At 55.8% G+C, this 15,059-nt stretch carries 13 protein-coding genes and 1 tRNA gene; 7 read left to right on the top strand and 7 right to left on the bottom strand.

Annotated features, from left to right (window positions below; translation table 11 throughout):
- Positions 1 to 20: 20 nt before the first annotated feature.
- Genes ACR0KC_RS09635 through ACR0KC_RS09625 form a run of 3 tightly spaced genes read right to left on the bottom strand, consistent with a single transcriptional unit; the run spans position 21 to position 4,095 of the window.
- Complete coding sequence (locus tag ACR0KC_RS09635) at positions 21 to 1,670, bottom strand: dynamin family protein (protein ID WP_170393927.1); 1,650 nt, start codon at positions 1,668 to 1,670, stop codon at positions 21 to 23.
- A gap of 8 nt (positions 1,671 to 1,678) precedes the next feature.
- Complete coding sequence (locus ACR0KC_RS09630; RefSeq protein WP_170393929.1) at positions 1,679 to 3,679, bottom strand: dynamin family protein; 2,001 nt, start codon at positions 3,677 to 3,679, stop codon at positions 1,679 to 1,681.
- Positions 3,680 to 3,681: 2 nt separating this feature from the next.
- The gene (locus ACR0KC_RS09625; protein ID WP_170393931.1) at positions 3,682 to 4,095 is read right to left on the bottom strand and encodes a hypothetical protein; all 414 of its coding nucleotides are present in this window, start codon (positions 4,093 to 4,095) and stop codon (positions 3,682 to 3,684) included.
- 768 nt (positions 4,096 to 4,863) lie between these two features.
- Here ACR0KC_RS09625 and ACR0KC_RS09620 point away from each other — a divergent pair.
- A tRNA-Leu gene (locus tag ACR0KC_RS09620) sits at positions 4,864 to 4,948 on the top strand.
- 50 nt (positions 4,949 to 4,998) lie between these two features.
- Here the strand turns inward: ACR0KC_RS09620 and ACR0KC_RS09615 are convergent.
- Positions 4,999 to 5,616: a TetR/AcrR family transcriptional regulator gene (locus tag ACR0KC_RS09615; RefSeq protein WP_170407287.1), complete on the bottom strand. Its 618-nt coding sequence runs from the start codon at positions 5,614 to 5,616 to the stop codon at positions 4,999 to 5,001.
- A 161-nt stretch (positions 5,617 to 5,777) separates the two neighbouring features.
- Here ACR0KC_RS09615 and ACR0KC_RS09610 point away from each other — a divergent pair, with 161 nt between their 5' ends.
- From ACR0KC_RS09610 to ACR0KC_RS09590, 5 genes are all read left to right on the top strand, one after another.
- Positions 5,778 to 6,707 (top strand): AEC family transporter, encoded by a 930-nt coding sequence (locus ACR0KC_RS09610; protein WP_480706139.1) that lies wholly within the window; start codon positions 5,778 to 5,780, stop codon positions 6,705 to 6,707.
- A gap of 102 nt (positions 6,708 to 6,809) precedes the next feature.
- Entirely contained in the window at positions 6,810 to 7,643 is an 834-nt protein-coding gene (gene fghA, locus ACR0KC_RS09605) for an S-formylglutathione hydrolase (RefSeq protein ID WP_170562027.1), read from the top strand.
- Positions 7,644 to 7,646: 3 nt separating this feature from the next.
- Positions 7,647 to 9,107, top strand: a complete 1,461-nt coding sequence (sthA, locus tag ACR0KC_RS09600; RefSeq protein ID WP_170586838.1) for a Si-specific NAD(P)(+) transhydrogenase — start codon at positions 7,647 to 7,649, stop codon at positions 9,105 to 9,107.
- Complete coding sequence (locus ACR0KC_RS09595; protein WP_170393941.1) at positions 9,104 to 9,559, top strand: YaiI/YqxD family protein; 456 nt, start codon at positions 9,104 to 9,106, stop codon at positions 9,557 to 9,559. Before sthA ends, ACR0KC_RS09595 begins: the two co-directional genes overlap by 4 nt.
- Positions 9,560 to 9,700: 141 nt before the next feature.
- The gene (locus ACR0KC_RS09590) at positions 9,701 to 10,321 is read left to right on the top strand and encodes an HAD family hydrolase (protein ID WP_170625675.1); all 621 of its coding nucleotides are present in this window, start codon (positions 9,701 to 9,703) and stop codon (positions 10,319 to 10,321) included.
- 1 nt (position 10,322) lies between these two features.
- On the opposite strand, the gene ACR0KC_RS09585 is transcribed toward ACR0KC_RS09590, so the two are convergent.
- Positions 10,323 to 11,564, bottom strand: coding sequence for an MFS transporter (locus tag ACR0KC_RS09585; RefSeq protein WP_480771775.1), 1,242 nt, complete (start codon positions 11,562 to 11,564; stop codon positions 10,323 to 10,325).
- Between the two features lie 148 nt (positions 11,565 to 11,712).
- Here ACR0KC_RS09585 and zapE point away from each other — a divergent pair, with 148 nt between their 5' ends.
- Entirely contained in the window at positions 11,713 to 12,771 is a 1,059-nt protein-coding gene (gene zapE / locus ACR0KC_RS09580) for a cell division protein ZapE (RefSeq protein ID WP_170407266.1), read from the top strand.
- Between the two features lie 42 nt (positions 12,772 to 12,813).
- Here the strand turns inward: zapE and ACR0KC_RS09575 are convergent, their stop codons facing one another.
- Together ACR0KC_RS09575 and accD are read right to left on the bottom strand one after the other, a co-directional pair.
- Entirely contained in the window at positions 12,814 to 14,088 is a 1,275-nt protein-coding gene (locus tag ACR0KC_RS09575; protein WP_480771774.1) for a bifunctional folylpolyglutamate synthase/dihydrofolate synthase, read from the bottom strand.
- Positions 14,085 to 15,017, bottom strand: coding sequence for an acetyl-CoA carboxylase, carboxyltransferase subunit beta (gene accD / locus ACR0KC_RS09570; RefSeq protein ID WP_170393952.1), 933 nt, complete (start codon positions 15,015 to 15,017; stop codon positions 14,085 to 14,087). Before accD ends, ACR0KC_RS09575 begins: the two co-directional genes overlap by 4 nt.
- Between the last annotated feature and the right edge of the window lie 42 nt (positions 15,018 to 15,059).

The following is a 15,059-nucleotide window of genomic DNA, read 5'->3' as shown; positions in this document are numbered from 1 at the left end:
TGCCCACCTTCGGGTTTAATCTAAATCGCATGCCACTCCGCTCCGCCGTTTTTGCGAGCCTCAGAAACGGCGCGCGGTATGTCTTGATTCCGCTTAGCGTCATGTTCCAACGCAATCTGGTCAAACTCGGACAAGAATGCTGCAAAGGCGCTTTTCAGGCCATTTGCATCGTCAGGCAGGTTCTCACGCGCCACGATTTCACCCCACATTGCTGCAGCACTGAGTGGCGTTTCTATGAGGCGATCGCCCAAATCATCTGCCTTGTCATCGGCTGCATCTTCAATCTCTTCGGCAGCAGCTTCACCCACCATTGATACGACGCGGTTTGGAGCCAGCGCATTCGATTCGGGCTCCGGTTCATATTCGTCTGCCGAGTTTTCCGACTGTTCCGCCAACAGGGCCGTAATCGACGAAACCGATACTTCGATATCTGATGATTCTTCGGCGTCTTCTGACGGCTCTTGTTCGGTGTCCGCAGCTTCGACTGCTTCCGCTTCGTCCTCTTCTTCGCCCAAGACGATCAGTTCGGCATCTTCCTGCTCTTCCTCATCATCGTCATCCATGAAATCAAACTCATCCACGTCGGTGATGGGGTTTGCCAAGAGGTTCAAATCCAGCGGATCTTCCGTCTTGTCAGAGAACAAGGCACGTAAGTCTTCATCAGCAGGCTCCGCTTCGGTCGCCATTTCCGCGCGCATCCGCTCGGCTTCTTCTGCATCAATCCGCGCCTGTCCGGATTCCTCGGTGCGACGCTCCACGCGGGCAGGGCGTACCGGGAAACTTGTAACCACATCATTCTCGGCAGAGTCATCTTCCATCGGCGTGACAAGTTTCAGCGGTGCATCGCCAGAGGTTTTCTCGGGCCGCGATGGCTGAACTTTGGGTGCGTCTGACAGGGATTTGTCAATTTGATAGCGCGACAGCATATCCGCACGGCTGTCCATGATCTGCTCAGTGATCTCAAGGAAACTGTCGACCATCTTGCCGCCGCCGCTGCGTGACCACAACTCGGCGTCGCCGGTTTTGTCACGGGCCATGATGGCATCACGGGCCGAGAACAGGATCGTGCGATTGAACAAATGACCCGCTTCCCGATTTACACGGCGTAAGACCTTTTGACGGTCTTTCTGATTCAAGGCATCTGCGCGCGTCACCAATAGCAGCGACTTGTGCTGCAGACGTTCTGGCAGCGAAACCCAAGTGGCACGTTCAGTCTCCCGCCAAGCTTGGGTCGAGTGCGTGCACCACAACACACCATTGGCCTGGCCAACTGCGCGTTGCCAGACATCCGTCGAAATCTTCGGGTCCGAAATGCCGGGTGTGTCGATCAGGTCGACCGCCTCAAGAATGTCGGCTTCAAGGAAGATGCGAATGAACTGGGCGTCGTTGACACCAACCTGTTCAAGCTGATCCAATTCGATATTCTGCGTACTACCATCATGGCGTTTGATATAGGCGGGTCGATTGCCCCAGCTGAACCAGATCGGCGGCAGTTGCGTCGCTGTGACCTGCGTCGGCAGTGCCTGTTTGCGCAGCAGGAAATTCATCAACGTCGATTTGCCTGCACTGAATTCCCCCATGAGCGCAAACACAGGTTTGCGGCGGGACCACTGCTCGATGCGGTTCCAAGCCTTGGGAGAGACGAAGCGGGTTTGTGATTCTTTTACCATAACTCTTCTTATGCTGCTTCGTTACTAAGGTCTTTCAGGATATCGCCCAGAATATCGTCACGTGATTTCTGCGGCTTCTGCTCGGCCATCTGGGCCGCAGCCCTTTCAGGCGATTGCGAGATGCTGAGCAGCGTGTCCTTCTGTTCGGCAATAAAGTCGGTCAACGTGGCCCGCACGTTCTCTAAGACGGCGGCGATCTGGTTTTCCTCGATGTCTTTGGTGATCGAGTTCGCCTCCGACGCGATCAGTCGCGTATAGTCTGCGGCATAAGCTTCAAACCCTTTGCGGCGTTGCCACCAACGTCGCCACCATGTGCTCTGCAGGTCCAGTGCGATTGTGCGGCCAATCCCTAATGGCGGGGGTACACGCGGCACGATCGGGGCTTCGATGTTGAATTCACCTAAGTGGTTGCCCAGCAGCTTCTGATACAGTGCCTCGACATCCGCTGCAGCAGCCGAATACAGAGCACCGGCATCCTTACGCATGGATCGGGCAAAGCTGAAATATGCCGCCTTCTGCAAGGTGCGCAGACCTGCCGGATCATATTGCCATGTACCCTGCTCACCATTCTGTTCCAGATGTGAGATCAGAGAATCCGTCGCACGTTTGACAAAATTTGCTTCTGCAGACGCAAGTCGCTCTAATACCTTGTCGCGCAGCTTGGTTGTCAGTTCCGAGGCTTTCTTTTCGTACTCAGCCGAAACCTTTGCGATCGCTTCTTCGGGCGACGCACCGTCCAGATCCCGAACGATACCGTCAGAGTTAGACAGCGTCTTGGCCACTGCAGTAGCCCGGATCTGGCTGGCGATGTTGCGCGCCCGATGGCGAACGCGATCCAAAAGACGCGTTCCTGCACCCTCAGCGATACGCTCATTCATGGCGAGCAGCAGATCAGGCAATCCTGATAGCGCCCAGATCTTATCCAGCGATGCAGCCTGATCGCCAAATCCAGCCGCCAGGTAAAAGGTGTTCAACGCCTCGCGCGATTCCTCAGTTAGAATGTCCGGGTTTCCGGTCAGCGCAGCCTCGGCCCACAGAGCGCTGCCAAAAACAACGCTGGTGTTGGCGTCTATGTTGTTCTGTTTCAGTGTGTCTTGAATACGATCACGTATCTCAGGCACTTGATTGACCGGGTCTGACAATTCATCGATGCGGTTCACGAACAGGATGATCTGGCGGTTCTCGAACTGTGCGATGATCCGCATTAGCGCCATGTCCATCGTGGTCAGCGCCTGGCTGGCAGCCAAAACAACAACACACACCTCTGATCCACGCAGGCTGCGTAGGGTGATTTGTTCGCGTACCATAAAGGTATCGTTCACACCTGGGGTATCGCAGAGCTTGAGCGAGATCGGATATTGCGGGATATCCATGAACAACTCGGCCGATTTAGTCACATCGGCGAAACGGCCCGTCTTGGGGTCGATATCCGGGTCATCCTCATCCCCGAGGCAGACATATCGCTGAATCAGTTCATCGTCGAAATAATCATACTGGTGGCTCTGACCGAGAATCAGGTCAAAGTGCTTCCCAAGCCGCTCTTCTGATTTGGCCTTCATCTCGCCGATTTGACGGCGAATATCGTCCATCTCATCATCGGCACCGGCTCGATTGGCCAACTCGCCCAGACGACCGCCGCCAACCATCAGATTGTCCCATTCTTCCTGCTCGAAGAATGTGAATTTGGAACGGGTGTCGCCTTCTGTGCGGGTGTTGATGTTCAGCGTTGTAACCACCGAGGTCCACGGGTTCACATCCGAAGGCAAAAGATTTGGCCGCCCGGCCAATATGTTCACGATCGAGGATTTGCCGGCCTTCACCTGCCCGACCATCGTGACACTGGCGGTGAAATTCTCCATTTTGGTCTTGAGCGCAGCCAGCCGTGCGGAAGACCGCGCATCCGCCACCTCTGTCAGTTGGTCGATCTGTGTCGTCAACGAGGTCATTGCCTCTGTCATCTCAGACAGGGACTCGTTTCCGACAGACAGAAGGTGGTCGTTTCGCGCCATGGTCAGCCTCCGGTACCAGTTGCAGCGATGTGGTTCCCTGCCCCGTCAGGCAGGCTTGCAAGCGTGTCGATTCGTGCGATCAGGTCCAGCGCGTTGCCGAGGATTGCGGCCTCGGTTCGCGGTGAAATCGATTCATATGCGAAAGAATCAGCCAGAACTTCGATTGAACTGAAGCCTTCACCATTTTCCAAACAAGCCACACGGCGTCCGGTCGGAAAATCATCTGTTTTGTTGGCAGGCAGCGGCATGCGGGCATTAGCCAGCAAGTAGCGATTGCCCGAATGCGTACGGAGAGCGACGCCGAATCCTGTGCCAGGGTGCTGACGGTTCAGGGTTTTCAGTTCGCCAATAAAGCTTTCACGCGCAAGGCTGACAGCGTCTTGCTCGGAAGCAACGGATTTGATCTGGTTGGTCACGACAGAGACCCTTGTTCTGGAGTTGAGCAGAAACTCGCACGGTGCCAGAAGGCAAAAAGACTCATTAACTCCTGCGCCCAATCAATTACGATTACCGCGGTGTTATTTTGACGCGAATAGGATATTTTGGCGTTTGAAATGTGGCACAATTATGATGGCGTCTCATAGAAAAACCTCAACCTATGAGAGTGTAAGCCACGACGTTGACGAGTTGTCCAAGTTTTTATGGCTTTGATTGCTTGTTAAAAAGTCCGAGGTTCCGTGGCGTCAAGGATTTACATGCTGCTTCTTACTTTTTTGAAATATATAGAAATAACTTCTATTTCTGTGATCGAAGGAACCTCTGATTGAAATTCGATACGAAACCACTCACCTCAAGTTACACTTTTTTGAAATGTGCCCCACACAAAGTAATCTCTGAGCGACTCAACGTATGCGAGTTTAAGATAAAGAGAAAAATTGCGATAAATGTTCGCTAAATGGAAACAAAAAGAAGGACCAGAAAACGGGCCTTCACACAGGTGAAATTACGACCAAAACCAGCACCTGAGCACTGTTCGTGCTGAAAAGACTGGCCAAACCGCATTCTCACTGTCCAAGGCACGTTCTTTAACATTTGGCACATGCGAGTTCTGGTTAAACTTACTTGGGCAAAAGATTGTTTCCAGCGAGACGATAATAAACTGCCCTCTCGCTTGATTTTACCTCTCGCACTCATTCAAAAGCTTTGCTATTCAGCGCGTCGTCGCGGTGCTTCGGCATCGGGTTGCGGGTGTGGCGAAATTGGTAGACGCACCAGATTTAGGTTCTGGCGCCGCAAGGCGTGGGGGTTCAAGTCCCTCCACCCGCACCAACACGACTTCTTACCATCAATGTGACTTATCGCTGGCGAACTTACGCAGTTCAAACGCCGTAGCGGGCCATAAACATGTCGACGGCCTGCAATGCGACCTCGTCGATTTCGTTCTGGTCAAATCGATTTTGGATACCGAACGCCGCGCGGCCCCATAGTCGGACTTTGCACAGTTCAGAAAACTGCTCGGCCGCGATGTTGACGTCTTCAACCGCCAACTCACCTTTGCTAACCGCCTTGGTCAAATATTCGGCCATCTGGCGTTGGCCGTTCCTCGGTCCTGCTTCATAAAACGCTTTACCAAGCTCGGGGAATCGGTCGCGTTCGGCCACACATATGCGAAAGACCTGTTGCGCGAAGTCCGAGACGAGAAAAGCCGTAAGCTGAGTGGCTGCTATCGTCAGCACCTCGCGGGCTGGCTTGGTCTCATCGATCATCGACAGGATGCGCTCGGACATCAGGCGACATTCGGTCTGGGCAACCTCGGTGAACAACAGTCGCTTGTCGGGGAAATAGCTGTATAGCGTTGCCTTCGAAACACCCGCCGCACGCGCGATGTCATCGACGCTTGCACCTTCAAACCCATCCGCCATGAAAACCTCTCGGGCCCCACGTAACACCTGGTCGAATTTACGGCCTGTACGCAGGATGGTGGCGGCTTGGGTCATGGTGTCTCCGGATTGCGATATCCTGCAACACTATAAACCGTTCGGTTCAGTTTCAACGCTTTTCACTCCGATAGCGGTTTTGGCACAACGTTACGGCTTCAATCGTACCGCCGACCGTGCGTCAACCTTGCGAGCCTGACCAGCCATGTTAACACGTTGCCATGGTCGAGATATTTCTGCGCACTCTCCCCTTTTTCGCAATCATCGGCCTGGGGTTCTGGGCCGGACGCAGCCGGTTTTTCCCTCCCGAGGCGACAGCATATCTAACCAAGTTCGTGTTTTTCTTTGCTTTGTCGGCTATGCTATTCCGGTTTGCCGCCACCCTGCCCTTTGCCGAAATTTTCAACGGTCGGCTGGTTCTCGGGTATCTGATCGGCACTGCTGGCGTCTATGCGCTGGCGACGGCTATCGCTTATCTCCGAGGGCTGGACATCCCCACCGCCGCGGTCGAGGCGCAATGTGCTGCTATTGGCAATGTTGGGTTTCTGGGCCTGCCCATGCTTGCGCTTTTATTCTCCGATGCTGCCATAGGTCCAGTGATGTTGGTGCTGACGGTTGATCTGGTTGTGTTTTCCTCATTGATCGTGATCCTGATCAACGGTGGCCGCGATGGTCGACTCAGCCTGGGGACGATGCGCCTGATCGGGATTGGCCTGCTGAGAAACCCCATGATCTTGTCAATCTCCGCCGGATTGATCTGGTCTGCGTTAGAGGTGCCTGTACCAGCCCCGCTTAATGATTTTCTGACAATTCTGGGCGGTGCGGCTACGCCGGGGGCGCTGTTTGCCATCGGGGCGTCACTGGCAGACAAATCGGCCGAGCGCATCCAGATCGCGGGCTGGTTGAGTTTTTGCAAACTGGTGCTGCATCCGTTTATCGTGGCACTTATGGTGATTTGGCTGATCCCGGTTGCCTCATTCCCTGCGATGGTCGCAATCGCGGCGGCGTCTTTACCAGTTGCAGGCAATGTTTACATGCTGGCTGCGCACTACGGTGTGGCCCCGCAACGGGCATCTGCTGCCATCCTGTTATCTACCATCGCCAGCATTCTGACCGTCCCGCTGGCGATAGGATGGGTCAGCGGATTCTGATCTTCACCTTTTCGAAAAATGAGCTTTCCAGAGGTGGCTGCACTTTACGCCGACGCTGCAGAGCGGTAGCCATGGCCCGGACACAACGTAAGGATCAGCTTGATGGAAACCCTTTCGGAAAATGCCTGTTTTGGTGGTGTGCAGGGCGTTTATCGCCATGCTTCCTCGGCCTGCAAATGTGATATGACATTTGGCCTTTTTCTTCCAGCCGAAGCCAAGGACGGCCCCGTTCCTGTTCTGTGGTATCTGTCGGGCCTGACCTGCACCCATGAAAATGCCATGACGAAGGCGGGTGCCCAGGGTTGGGCGGCCGAACAGGGCATTGCGCTGGTGTTCCCCGACACTTCACCACGCGGCGAAGGCGTGGCAGATCACGAAGACTATGACCTTGGCCAAGGCGCAGGGTTCTATGTCAATGCCACGCAAGGCCCTTGGACGCCTCACTTCAACATGTGGGATTATGTTGCCGAAGAGTTGCCGGCCCTTCTGGCCGAGAACTTTGCGATTGATCCTGATCGTCAGGCCATCACAGGACATTCGATGGGTGGGCATGGCGCATTGACGCTGGCGATGAACCTGCCCGGGCGTTACCGGTCTGTTTCGGCCTTCTCGCCGATCTCGAACCCAATGGGGGCGGATTGGGGCCGCAAGCAACTCAGCGCGTATCTGGGCGATGATGAGACCGCATGGGCCAAGCATGACGCGTCGGCGATGATGAAAAGCACAGGCTTTGACGGACCGGTCCTGATCGACACCGGTGCAAACGATCAGTTTATGGATCTGTTGCGCCCGGAGGCACTGGCGCAGGCAATTGCCGAGCGTCGCCAGCAGGCCACTTACCGACTGCAGCCCGGCTATGACCATTCCTACTATTTCGTGTCCACCTTTATGGAGGATCACATCACCTTCCACGCCGAAGCGCTGTATGGGGACTGAGGCATGAGCAAATATGACTATGACCTGATCATCATCGGCTCGGGCCCTTCAGGCCGGGCAGCGGCGATTCAGGCAGGCAAATTGCAGCGCCGGGTGCTGGTGATTGACCGCAAAGATCGTTTTGGTGGTGTCTCTGTTCATACCGGCACGATCCCATCGAAAACCTTGCGAGAAACGGTGCTGAACCTGTCAGGCTGGCGCGAGCGCAGTTTTTATGGGCGCTCCTACCGGGTCAAGGATCAGATCAGCGCAGAGGATCTGAAAGCACGGCTACACATGACACTCGATCATGAGGTCGATGTGCTGGAGCATCAGTTCAACCGCAACCATGTTGAAACGCTGAACGGGTTGGCGACGTTCACGGGGCCACACGAGATCGAGGTGGCTACGGATGCAGGCGAATCCACGCGTCTGACAGCAGCCAAATTCCTGATCGCCACCGGCACCAAGACCTACCGGCCAGATTACGTGCCTTTCAATGGCAAAACTGTCGTCGATGGGGATGATTTCCTTGAGATGGAGGAAATCCCGCGTTCGCTCTGCGTGATCGGTGCGGGCGTGATCGGCGTTGAATATGCAACTATGTTCTCGGCGCTTGATGTCCGGGTGACGTTGATCGAACCGCGCGAGACGTTTCTGGATTTCATCGACAAGACACTTATCCACGATTTCACACATCAGATCCGTGAAAATGGCGTCGATCTGCGGTTGGGTGCAGCCGTCGAGAAAATAGAAGACGCCGGTAGCCATGTTGAGATCACGCTGGACAATGGGCGGCACGTCCGGGCCGAGATGCTGCTGTTTGCAGCCGGGCGGATGGGGGCAACCTCGGCGCTGAACCTGGATACGGTTGGCATTGAAACGGATCATCGCGATCGTATCAGTGTGGACCGCAAGACCTATCAGACCTCGGTGCCGCATATCTATGCCACCGGAGACGTCATCGGGCATCCGTCGTTGGCCTCAACTTCGTTGCAACAGGGACGGGTCGCGGCCTGTCATGCGCTGGAGACTCCAACCCTGCCGGAAAGCCCCTGGTATCCGTATGGGATCTACTCGGTCCCCGAAATCTCAACCTGCGGGATGTCCGAGGAAGAACTGCAGGAGCGTGGTATTCCCTACGAAGTGGGTGTGGCCCGGTTCCGCGAAACCTCGCGCGGGCACATCATGGGATTGGAGCATGGCATGCTGAAGATGCTGTTCTCGCTCAAGACCCGCCGGGTCTTAGGGGTTCAGATTGTCGGCGAAGGCGCAACCGAGCTGATCCATATCGCGCAGGCGGTGCTGAACCTGAAAGGCACGGTGGACTACTTCGTGCAGAACACGTTCAACTATCCGACCCTTGCCGAAGCTTACAAAATCGCGGGGCTGGATGCCTTTAACCGGATGCCCATTCCGGACGAATTCAAGGTGCGCAAATCGACGCCAAAGGCAAAGTCAGCGCCAAAGGTCAAAGAGGCGTGACGACGCTATACATCGACGGGGATGCCTGCCCGGTCAAGGCCGAGGCTGAACGGGTGGCAACCCGACACAAGGTGCCGATGGTTCTGGTCTCAAACGGAGGCCTACGCCCCTCCGCCAACCCGTTGGTGCAGGTAGTGATCGTCGCCTCGGGAGCAGATGAGGCGGATAAGTGGATTGCCGAACGCTGCGGCACCGGCGATATTGTCGTTACCTCTGATATACCGCTGGCCGCCAAGTGTATTGAAGCCGAAGCACGCGTGCTTCGGCCCAGTGGTGAGGCTTTCACCGCGGCCAATATCGGTCAGCAATTGGCAATGCGCGATCTGATGGCGGACCTTCGCGCGGCAAACCCGCTGGGGACAGGTGGCGGAGGAAAACCATTTGGCAAAGCCGACCGTTCGCGTTTTCTGGATGCGCTTGAGCGCGAGATACGCGCTGCCCTTCGCAGGTAGTGCTCCCGCCGGTCAGAGACGCATCAAAGATGCATATCCTTCCGTTGGGCTGGGCAGCGCGTGCCGCGCTGCGGTTGGCGCTTGCATCTCTGACCTGCGATTGGTTCAGTCGTTGTGATTGAACTGGTATGGGATTAAGTCATGGCCATTGAAGCCGTCATCTTTGACATCGGAAATGTGCTGATCGAGTGGCAGCCCGAGCGCTATTATGATCGGGTAATCGGCGAGGATCGTCGTCGCGCCATGTTTGACGAGGTCGATCTGCATGGGATGAATGATCTGGTAGATCAGGGCCATCATTTCACGGATACGATTTACAATTGGGCGGACAAGTACCCGGAATGGCGCGATGAAATCCGAATGTGGCATGACAACTGGATCGAACTGGCCGCGCCCGAGATCCCACATTCAGCGCGACTTCTGCGCGCGTTGCGGACCAAGAAGATCCCGGTCTTTGCCCTGACGAATTTTGGGGTTCAGAATTTTGACTATGCCACTACCGTTTATCCGTTTCTGAATGAGTTTGATCGTCAATACGTCTCGGGTCGGATGAAGACGGTCAAACCTCATATGCCAATTTATGAAATGGTTGAGGCCGATTGCGGCATCCCTCCCTCGGCGCTTTTGTTTGCAGATGACAGGATCGAGAATATCGAAACAGCAAGGGCGCGCGGATGGCAAACGCATCACTTCATCGATCCGCAGGGTTGGGCGGATCGATTGGTTTCTGAGGGGCTGCTGACCGCTGAAGAGGCCGCATAGCTCAGGCTGTCACGCCGGTTGGTGAGCGATTTTCGCGGATGGGCAGGTGAATGATGGCGCTGAACGCTCCGATAGCGACGCCGATCCACCAAACCATGGTGTAATCACCGAATTGGTCGTACATGCGCCCGCCTAACCAGATGCCCAGAAAACTGCCGATCTGATGGCTCAGGAATACGATCCCGTAGAGCGTGCCCATGTACCGCAGGCCATAGAGATGTGCGACAAGGCCAGATGTTAGCGGTACGGTCGCCAACCAGAGCGATCCCATCACAAGCGAGAATGCGATCACGGACAAGGGCGTGATTGGGAACACGATGAAGGCACCTGCGGCAAGCGTTCGGCCGGTGTAAACCGCCGCGAGCAGGTACTTCTTCGGAAAGTGATTTCCAGCCCATCCGGCCAAAAGGGTTCCGCCGATATTGGCCAACCCAATCAACGAAATCGCAATCGCCCCCAAGGCTGAAGTTGTGGTGATCCCCATCGAATGTAAGAGGCCTCCGGGTTGGATCGGGCCGCACATCTCGGTGACGAAGGCGGGGAAATGGGCTGTGACAAAGCCCAGTTGATAGCCACAACTGAAAAAGCCGATCGCAATCAGCGAATAAGACGGGTCGCGGAATGCCTTGGACAGGATCTGCCCCATACTCTCTTCTAGCTCCGATCTGCTGACGGGCTGAGGCGCGCGCATGAATGGCAATGTCAGGATCAATGCAAGGATAGCCACCGCAAAGATCAGAAACACTTGCTGCCAGGGTAAGAAAGTCAGCAACCACTCTGCTGTGGGTGCGCCAATGACTTGCCCGAAACTGCCCGCTGCGGTGACAATCGCCAATGACATCGAGCGGTTCGCATCCGATGAGGCACGACCTACGACCGCAAGGACCACGCCAAACCCCGTCCCAGCGATCCCGAAACCCACGAGCCAGGCATACATCTGATGTTCAAACGGGGTAACGGACCATGCCGTCAGGACCATTCCCGCCGTATAGGTCAAAGCGCCCAGAACGATGGCGCGCCGATCCCCAATCTTTTCCGCAATGGCGCCAAAGATCGGCTGGCCGATCCCCCAAGCCAGGTTTTGTATGGCGATCGCCATCGAAAAATCGCTGCGTAGCCAGCCGAACTCATCCGCAATCGGTATCTGGAACACACCAAAAGAGGCGCGTACGGCAAAACTGACTGTAATTACGATGCAGCCGACGATCAGGATCGGGTTCAGCAAACGGCTGGATTGCGACATTAAGGCTCCGAAGATTGGTTCCAGCAGACGTTAGCGGTACAACTCGGCGCGTCAATTCAGGAGTTTTGTGACGCCAGTTCAGCAAAATTGATGTGTCTGGAAAAAAGGTTTCTTTTCAACACACGAAGCGATCGGTATGGCTCAACTCATGACGGATCTAATTTCACACTATGAAGATCTTATTGCTGATGGGACACTGACCCGGGACGACGCGCAAGAGGCTGTGCTGCCCCGGTTTGAGCGCATTCGAGCAGCCTTGGCCGAACCGGTTAAGCGTGGATTTTTCCGCAAAGCGCCGCCGCCACCTAAGGGTTTGTATCTTTGGGGAGGTGTTGGGCGCGGCAAGTCGATGTTGATGGACATGTTTGTCGAGACATTGGGTGAAATCCCAGTTCGACGGGTGCATTTTCATGCGTTCATGCAGGAAATCCATTCCGGTCTGCACAAGGCGCGTGAAGACGGCGTTGAGGACGCGCTGGTCCCTGTGGCCGATGCAGTCATCAAATCGGCGCGGGTGCTGGCCTTTGATGAGATGCAGATCATCGATATCACCGACGCGATGATCGTGGGGCGGTTGTTTGATCTGCTCTACAAGGGTGGTGTCGTTATCGTTACGACTTCGAACAGACATCCGGATGATCTATATAAGGATGGGTTGAACCGGCAGCTTTTTCTGCCTTTCATACAGCACATCAAAGAGCAACTGGAAGTGTGGGAGTTGGTTTCACCCACGGATTACCGGCAGAACCGACTTGAAGGCTCGCCGGTTTACTTCACCCCCATCGGGCCCGAAGCGCGGGAGAAGATTCGTGGGGTTTGGAATGATCTGTCGGGTGGACCGGCAGAAGAGCTGGCCCTTCAGGTGAAGGGTCGCGAAGTTGTCCTGCCCGCCTTTCGCAACGGCGTTGCACGGGCCTCGTTTTATGACCTCTGCGGACGAATGTTGGGTCCAGGAGATTACCTGGCTATCGCAGAAGCGCTGAAGGTACTGGTTCTTGAAGACATCCCGCGTTTGTCACGCAATAATTTCAATGAGGCCAAGCGCTTCGTCACCCTGATCGATGCGCTTTATGAGGCGAAAGTTCGGCTGATTTGTTCCGCCGCTGCCGAGCCCGAGATGCTCTATGTCGAAGGGGAAGGAACTTTTGAGTTTGAGCGTACGGCCTCGCGCCTGCGGGAGATGCAAGACAAGGATTGGGGCAGATAGGGGGCGCTGCCCTGGCGCAGGATCTTTTCATCTGGCGGAGGATCAGGCGTTTTCTCTAAGGATGTTTCCCGCAAGATAAAGCGACCCACAGATCAGAATGCGTGCATCAGGGGTTTGAGCGGTGATTGCGGCGAGCGCGTCTGTGACGCTGTCTGCTGTTGTGGCGGCCAGATTCACCTTAGCAGCAGCGGCGGCGGTTTCGTCCGCGCTCAGTGTATTCTGCTCACCCGGGATCGATACGGCCGTCAGGCTGTCTGCCCTTTGGGCCAATGGCGCGAGATAACCGGTGACATCTTTGGTATTCAGCATACCACAAATCAAATGCGTGGGACGTTCTGGTAGTGAGGCTAGAACCTCGGCCAAAGCAGTGCCTGCAGCCGCGTTGTGACCACCATCCAACCACAACTCAGCCTGAGGAGCCTGCTCGACCAGAGGACCGGTTTTTAGCCGCTGCATGCGCGCGGGCCATTCGGCCTTGGCCACAGCGGCCTCGTAGGCATCATCGCCCATTTGCAGGTGGCGCAACGCAGCCAGAGCCGCGCCTGCATTTTCGATCTGATGAGCACCCAGTAGGTTTGGCATAGGCAGATCGCGCAAACCGGTTTCGTCCTGATAAATAAGGCGACCGTTCTCAGTATGAACATGCCAGTGCTGCCCGTGGACCAATAGCGGAGCGCCCAGACGGGCTGCGGTATATTCGATGACTTCCAGCGCCTCATCCTGCTGCGGGCCGACGATGCAGGGAACGCCCGGCTTGATGATTCCGGCTTTTTCAGCGGCGATCTTGCCCAAAGTGTCGCCCAGGAACTGCTCATGGTCGATCGAGACGGGGGTGATGACCGTCAACTCGGGCCGTTCGATCACGTTGGTGGCGTCCAGCCGCCCGCCCAGCCCGACTTCGAGCAGCGTATAGTCAGCTTTGGTGCGGGAAAATGCCAGCAGCGCGGCGCAGGTGGTGATTTCAAAATAGGTGATGTTCTCACCGCCATTGGCGGCGTAACACTCATCCAGCACGGCGGTAAGGTCGGGTTCGGAAATCAGCTCACCTACCAGTCGGATTCGCTCGTGAAACCGGGCCAGATGAGGTGAGGTATAGGCATGGACCGCATGCCCTGCCCCTTCAAGCCCCGCCCGGATCATGGCCTGGGTCGAGCCCTTGCCATTGGTTCCAGCGATATGAATGACCGGAGGCAGCTTAACCTGAGGATTGTCTAGTGCCGCCAGCAAACGCCATACCCTATCCAAGGTCAGGTCGATGATCTTGGGGTGCAGCGCCATCATCCGGTCTAGGATGGCATCCGAAGATGGGGAGGTCATTTTTCGACCGCGTCCTCGGTGGGTGCCTCGGTTGGGGCTTCTTCCGGCTCGGGCGCAGGAAGGTCGCCTTTGACCGCAGGGGGCTGCTTCATCAGCATTCGGGTGATGGTGATCAGCTCATCCCGCATCTCGGTGCGTTTGGTCACTCGGTCGAGCATCCCGTGATCCAGCAGATATTCAGCGCGCTGGAATCCTTCGGGCAGTTTCTCACGAATGGTCTGTTCGATCACACGGGGTCCGGCAAAACAAATCAGGGCATTGGGTTCCGAAATATGAACGTCACCCAGCATCGCATATGAGGCTGTGACGCCGCCTGTAGTCGGGTGGGTCAGGACGACAATATAGGGCAGGTTTGCTTCTTTGAGCATCTCCACTGCGACCGTCGTACGCGGCATTTGCATCAGGCTCAGAATGCCTTCCTGCATCCGCGCGCCGCCGGCTGCCGAAAACAGGATCAGGGGCCGCTGTAGCCTAACAGCCTCCTGTGCTGCAGCAATGATGGCATTGCCTACATACATGCCCATCGATCCGCCCATGAACGAAAAATCCTGCGCGGCAGCCACGATCGGGGTACGGCCGATTTCGCCAACGGCGACCAGCATCGCTTCTTTCTCGCCGGTCTTTTTCTGGGCCGCCTTCATACGGTCAGGGTATTTTTTCTGATCCCGAAACTGCAGGGGATCGTCTTTCGGTGCCGGGACATCAACCTCGGAAAAAATACCGCCATCAAACAGATGTTGGAACCGATCGCGCGGCGTGATTGCCATGTGATGGTCGCACTGGGTGCAGACATTCTGGTTTTCCGCCAATTCGCGGTGGAACAGCATGGTTCCACACTCATCACACTTGTGCCAAAGGTTTTCGGGCACTTCGCGGCGCGAGAAGATCGAATTGATCCGGGGGCGGACGTAGTTTGTGATCCAGTTCATGTCGGAACCTTGATAATGCGGCGTTGACGTCAAATAAGACGC

This window comes from Ruegeria sp. CF3 (assembly GCF_056537365.1).
This window is presented reverse-complemented; position numbering and strand designations above follow the sequence as displayed.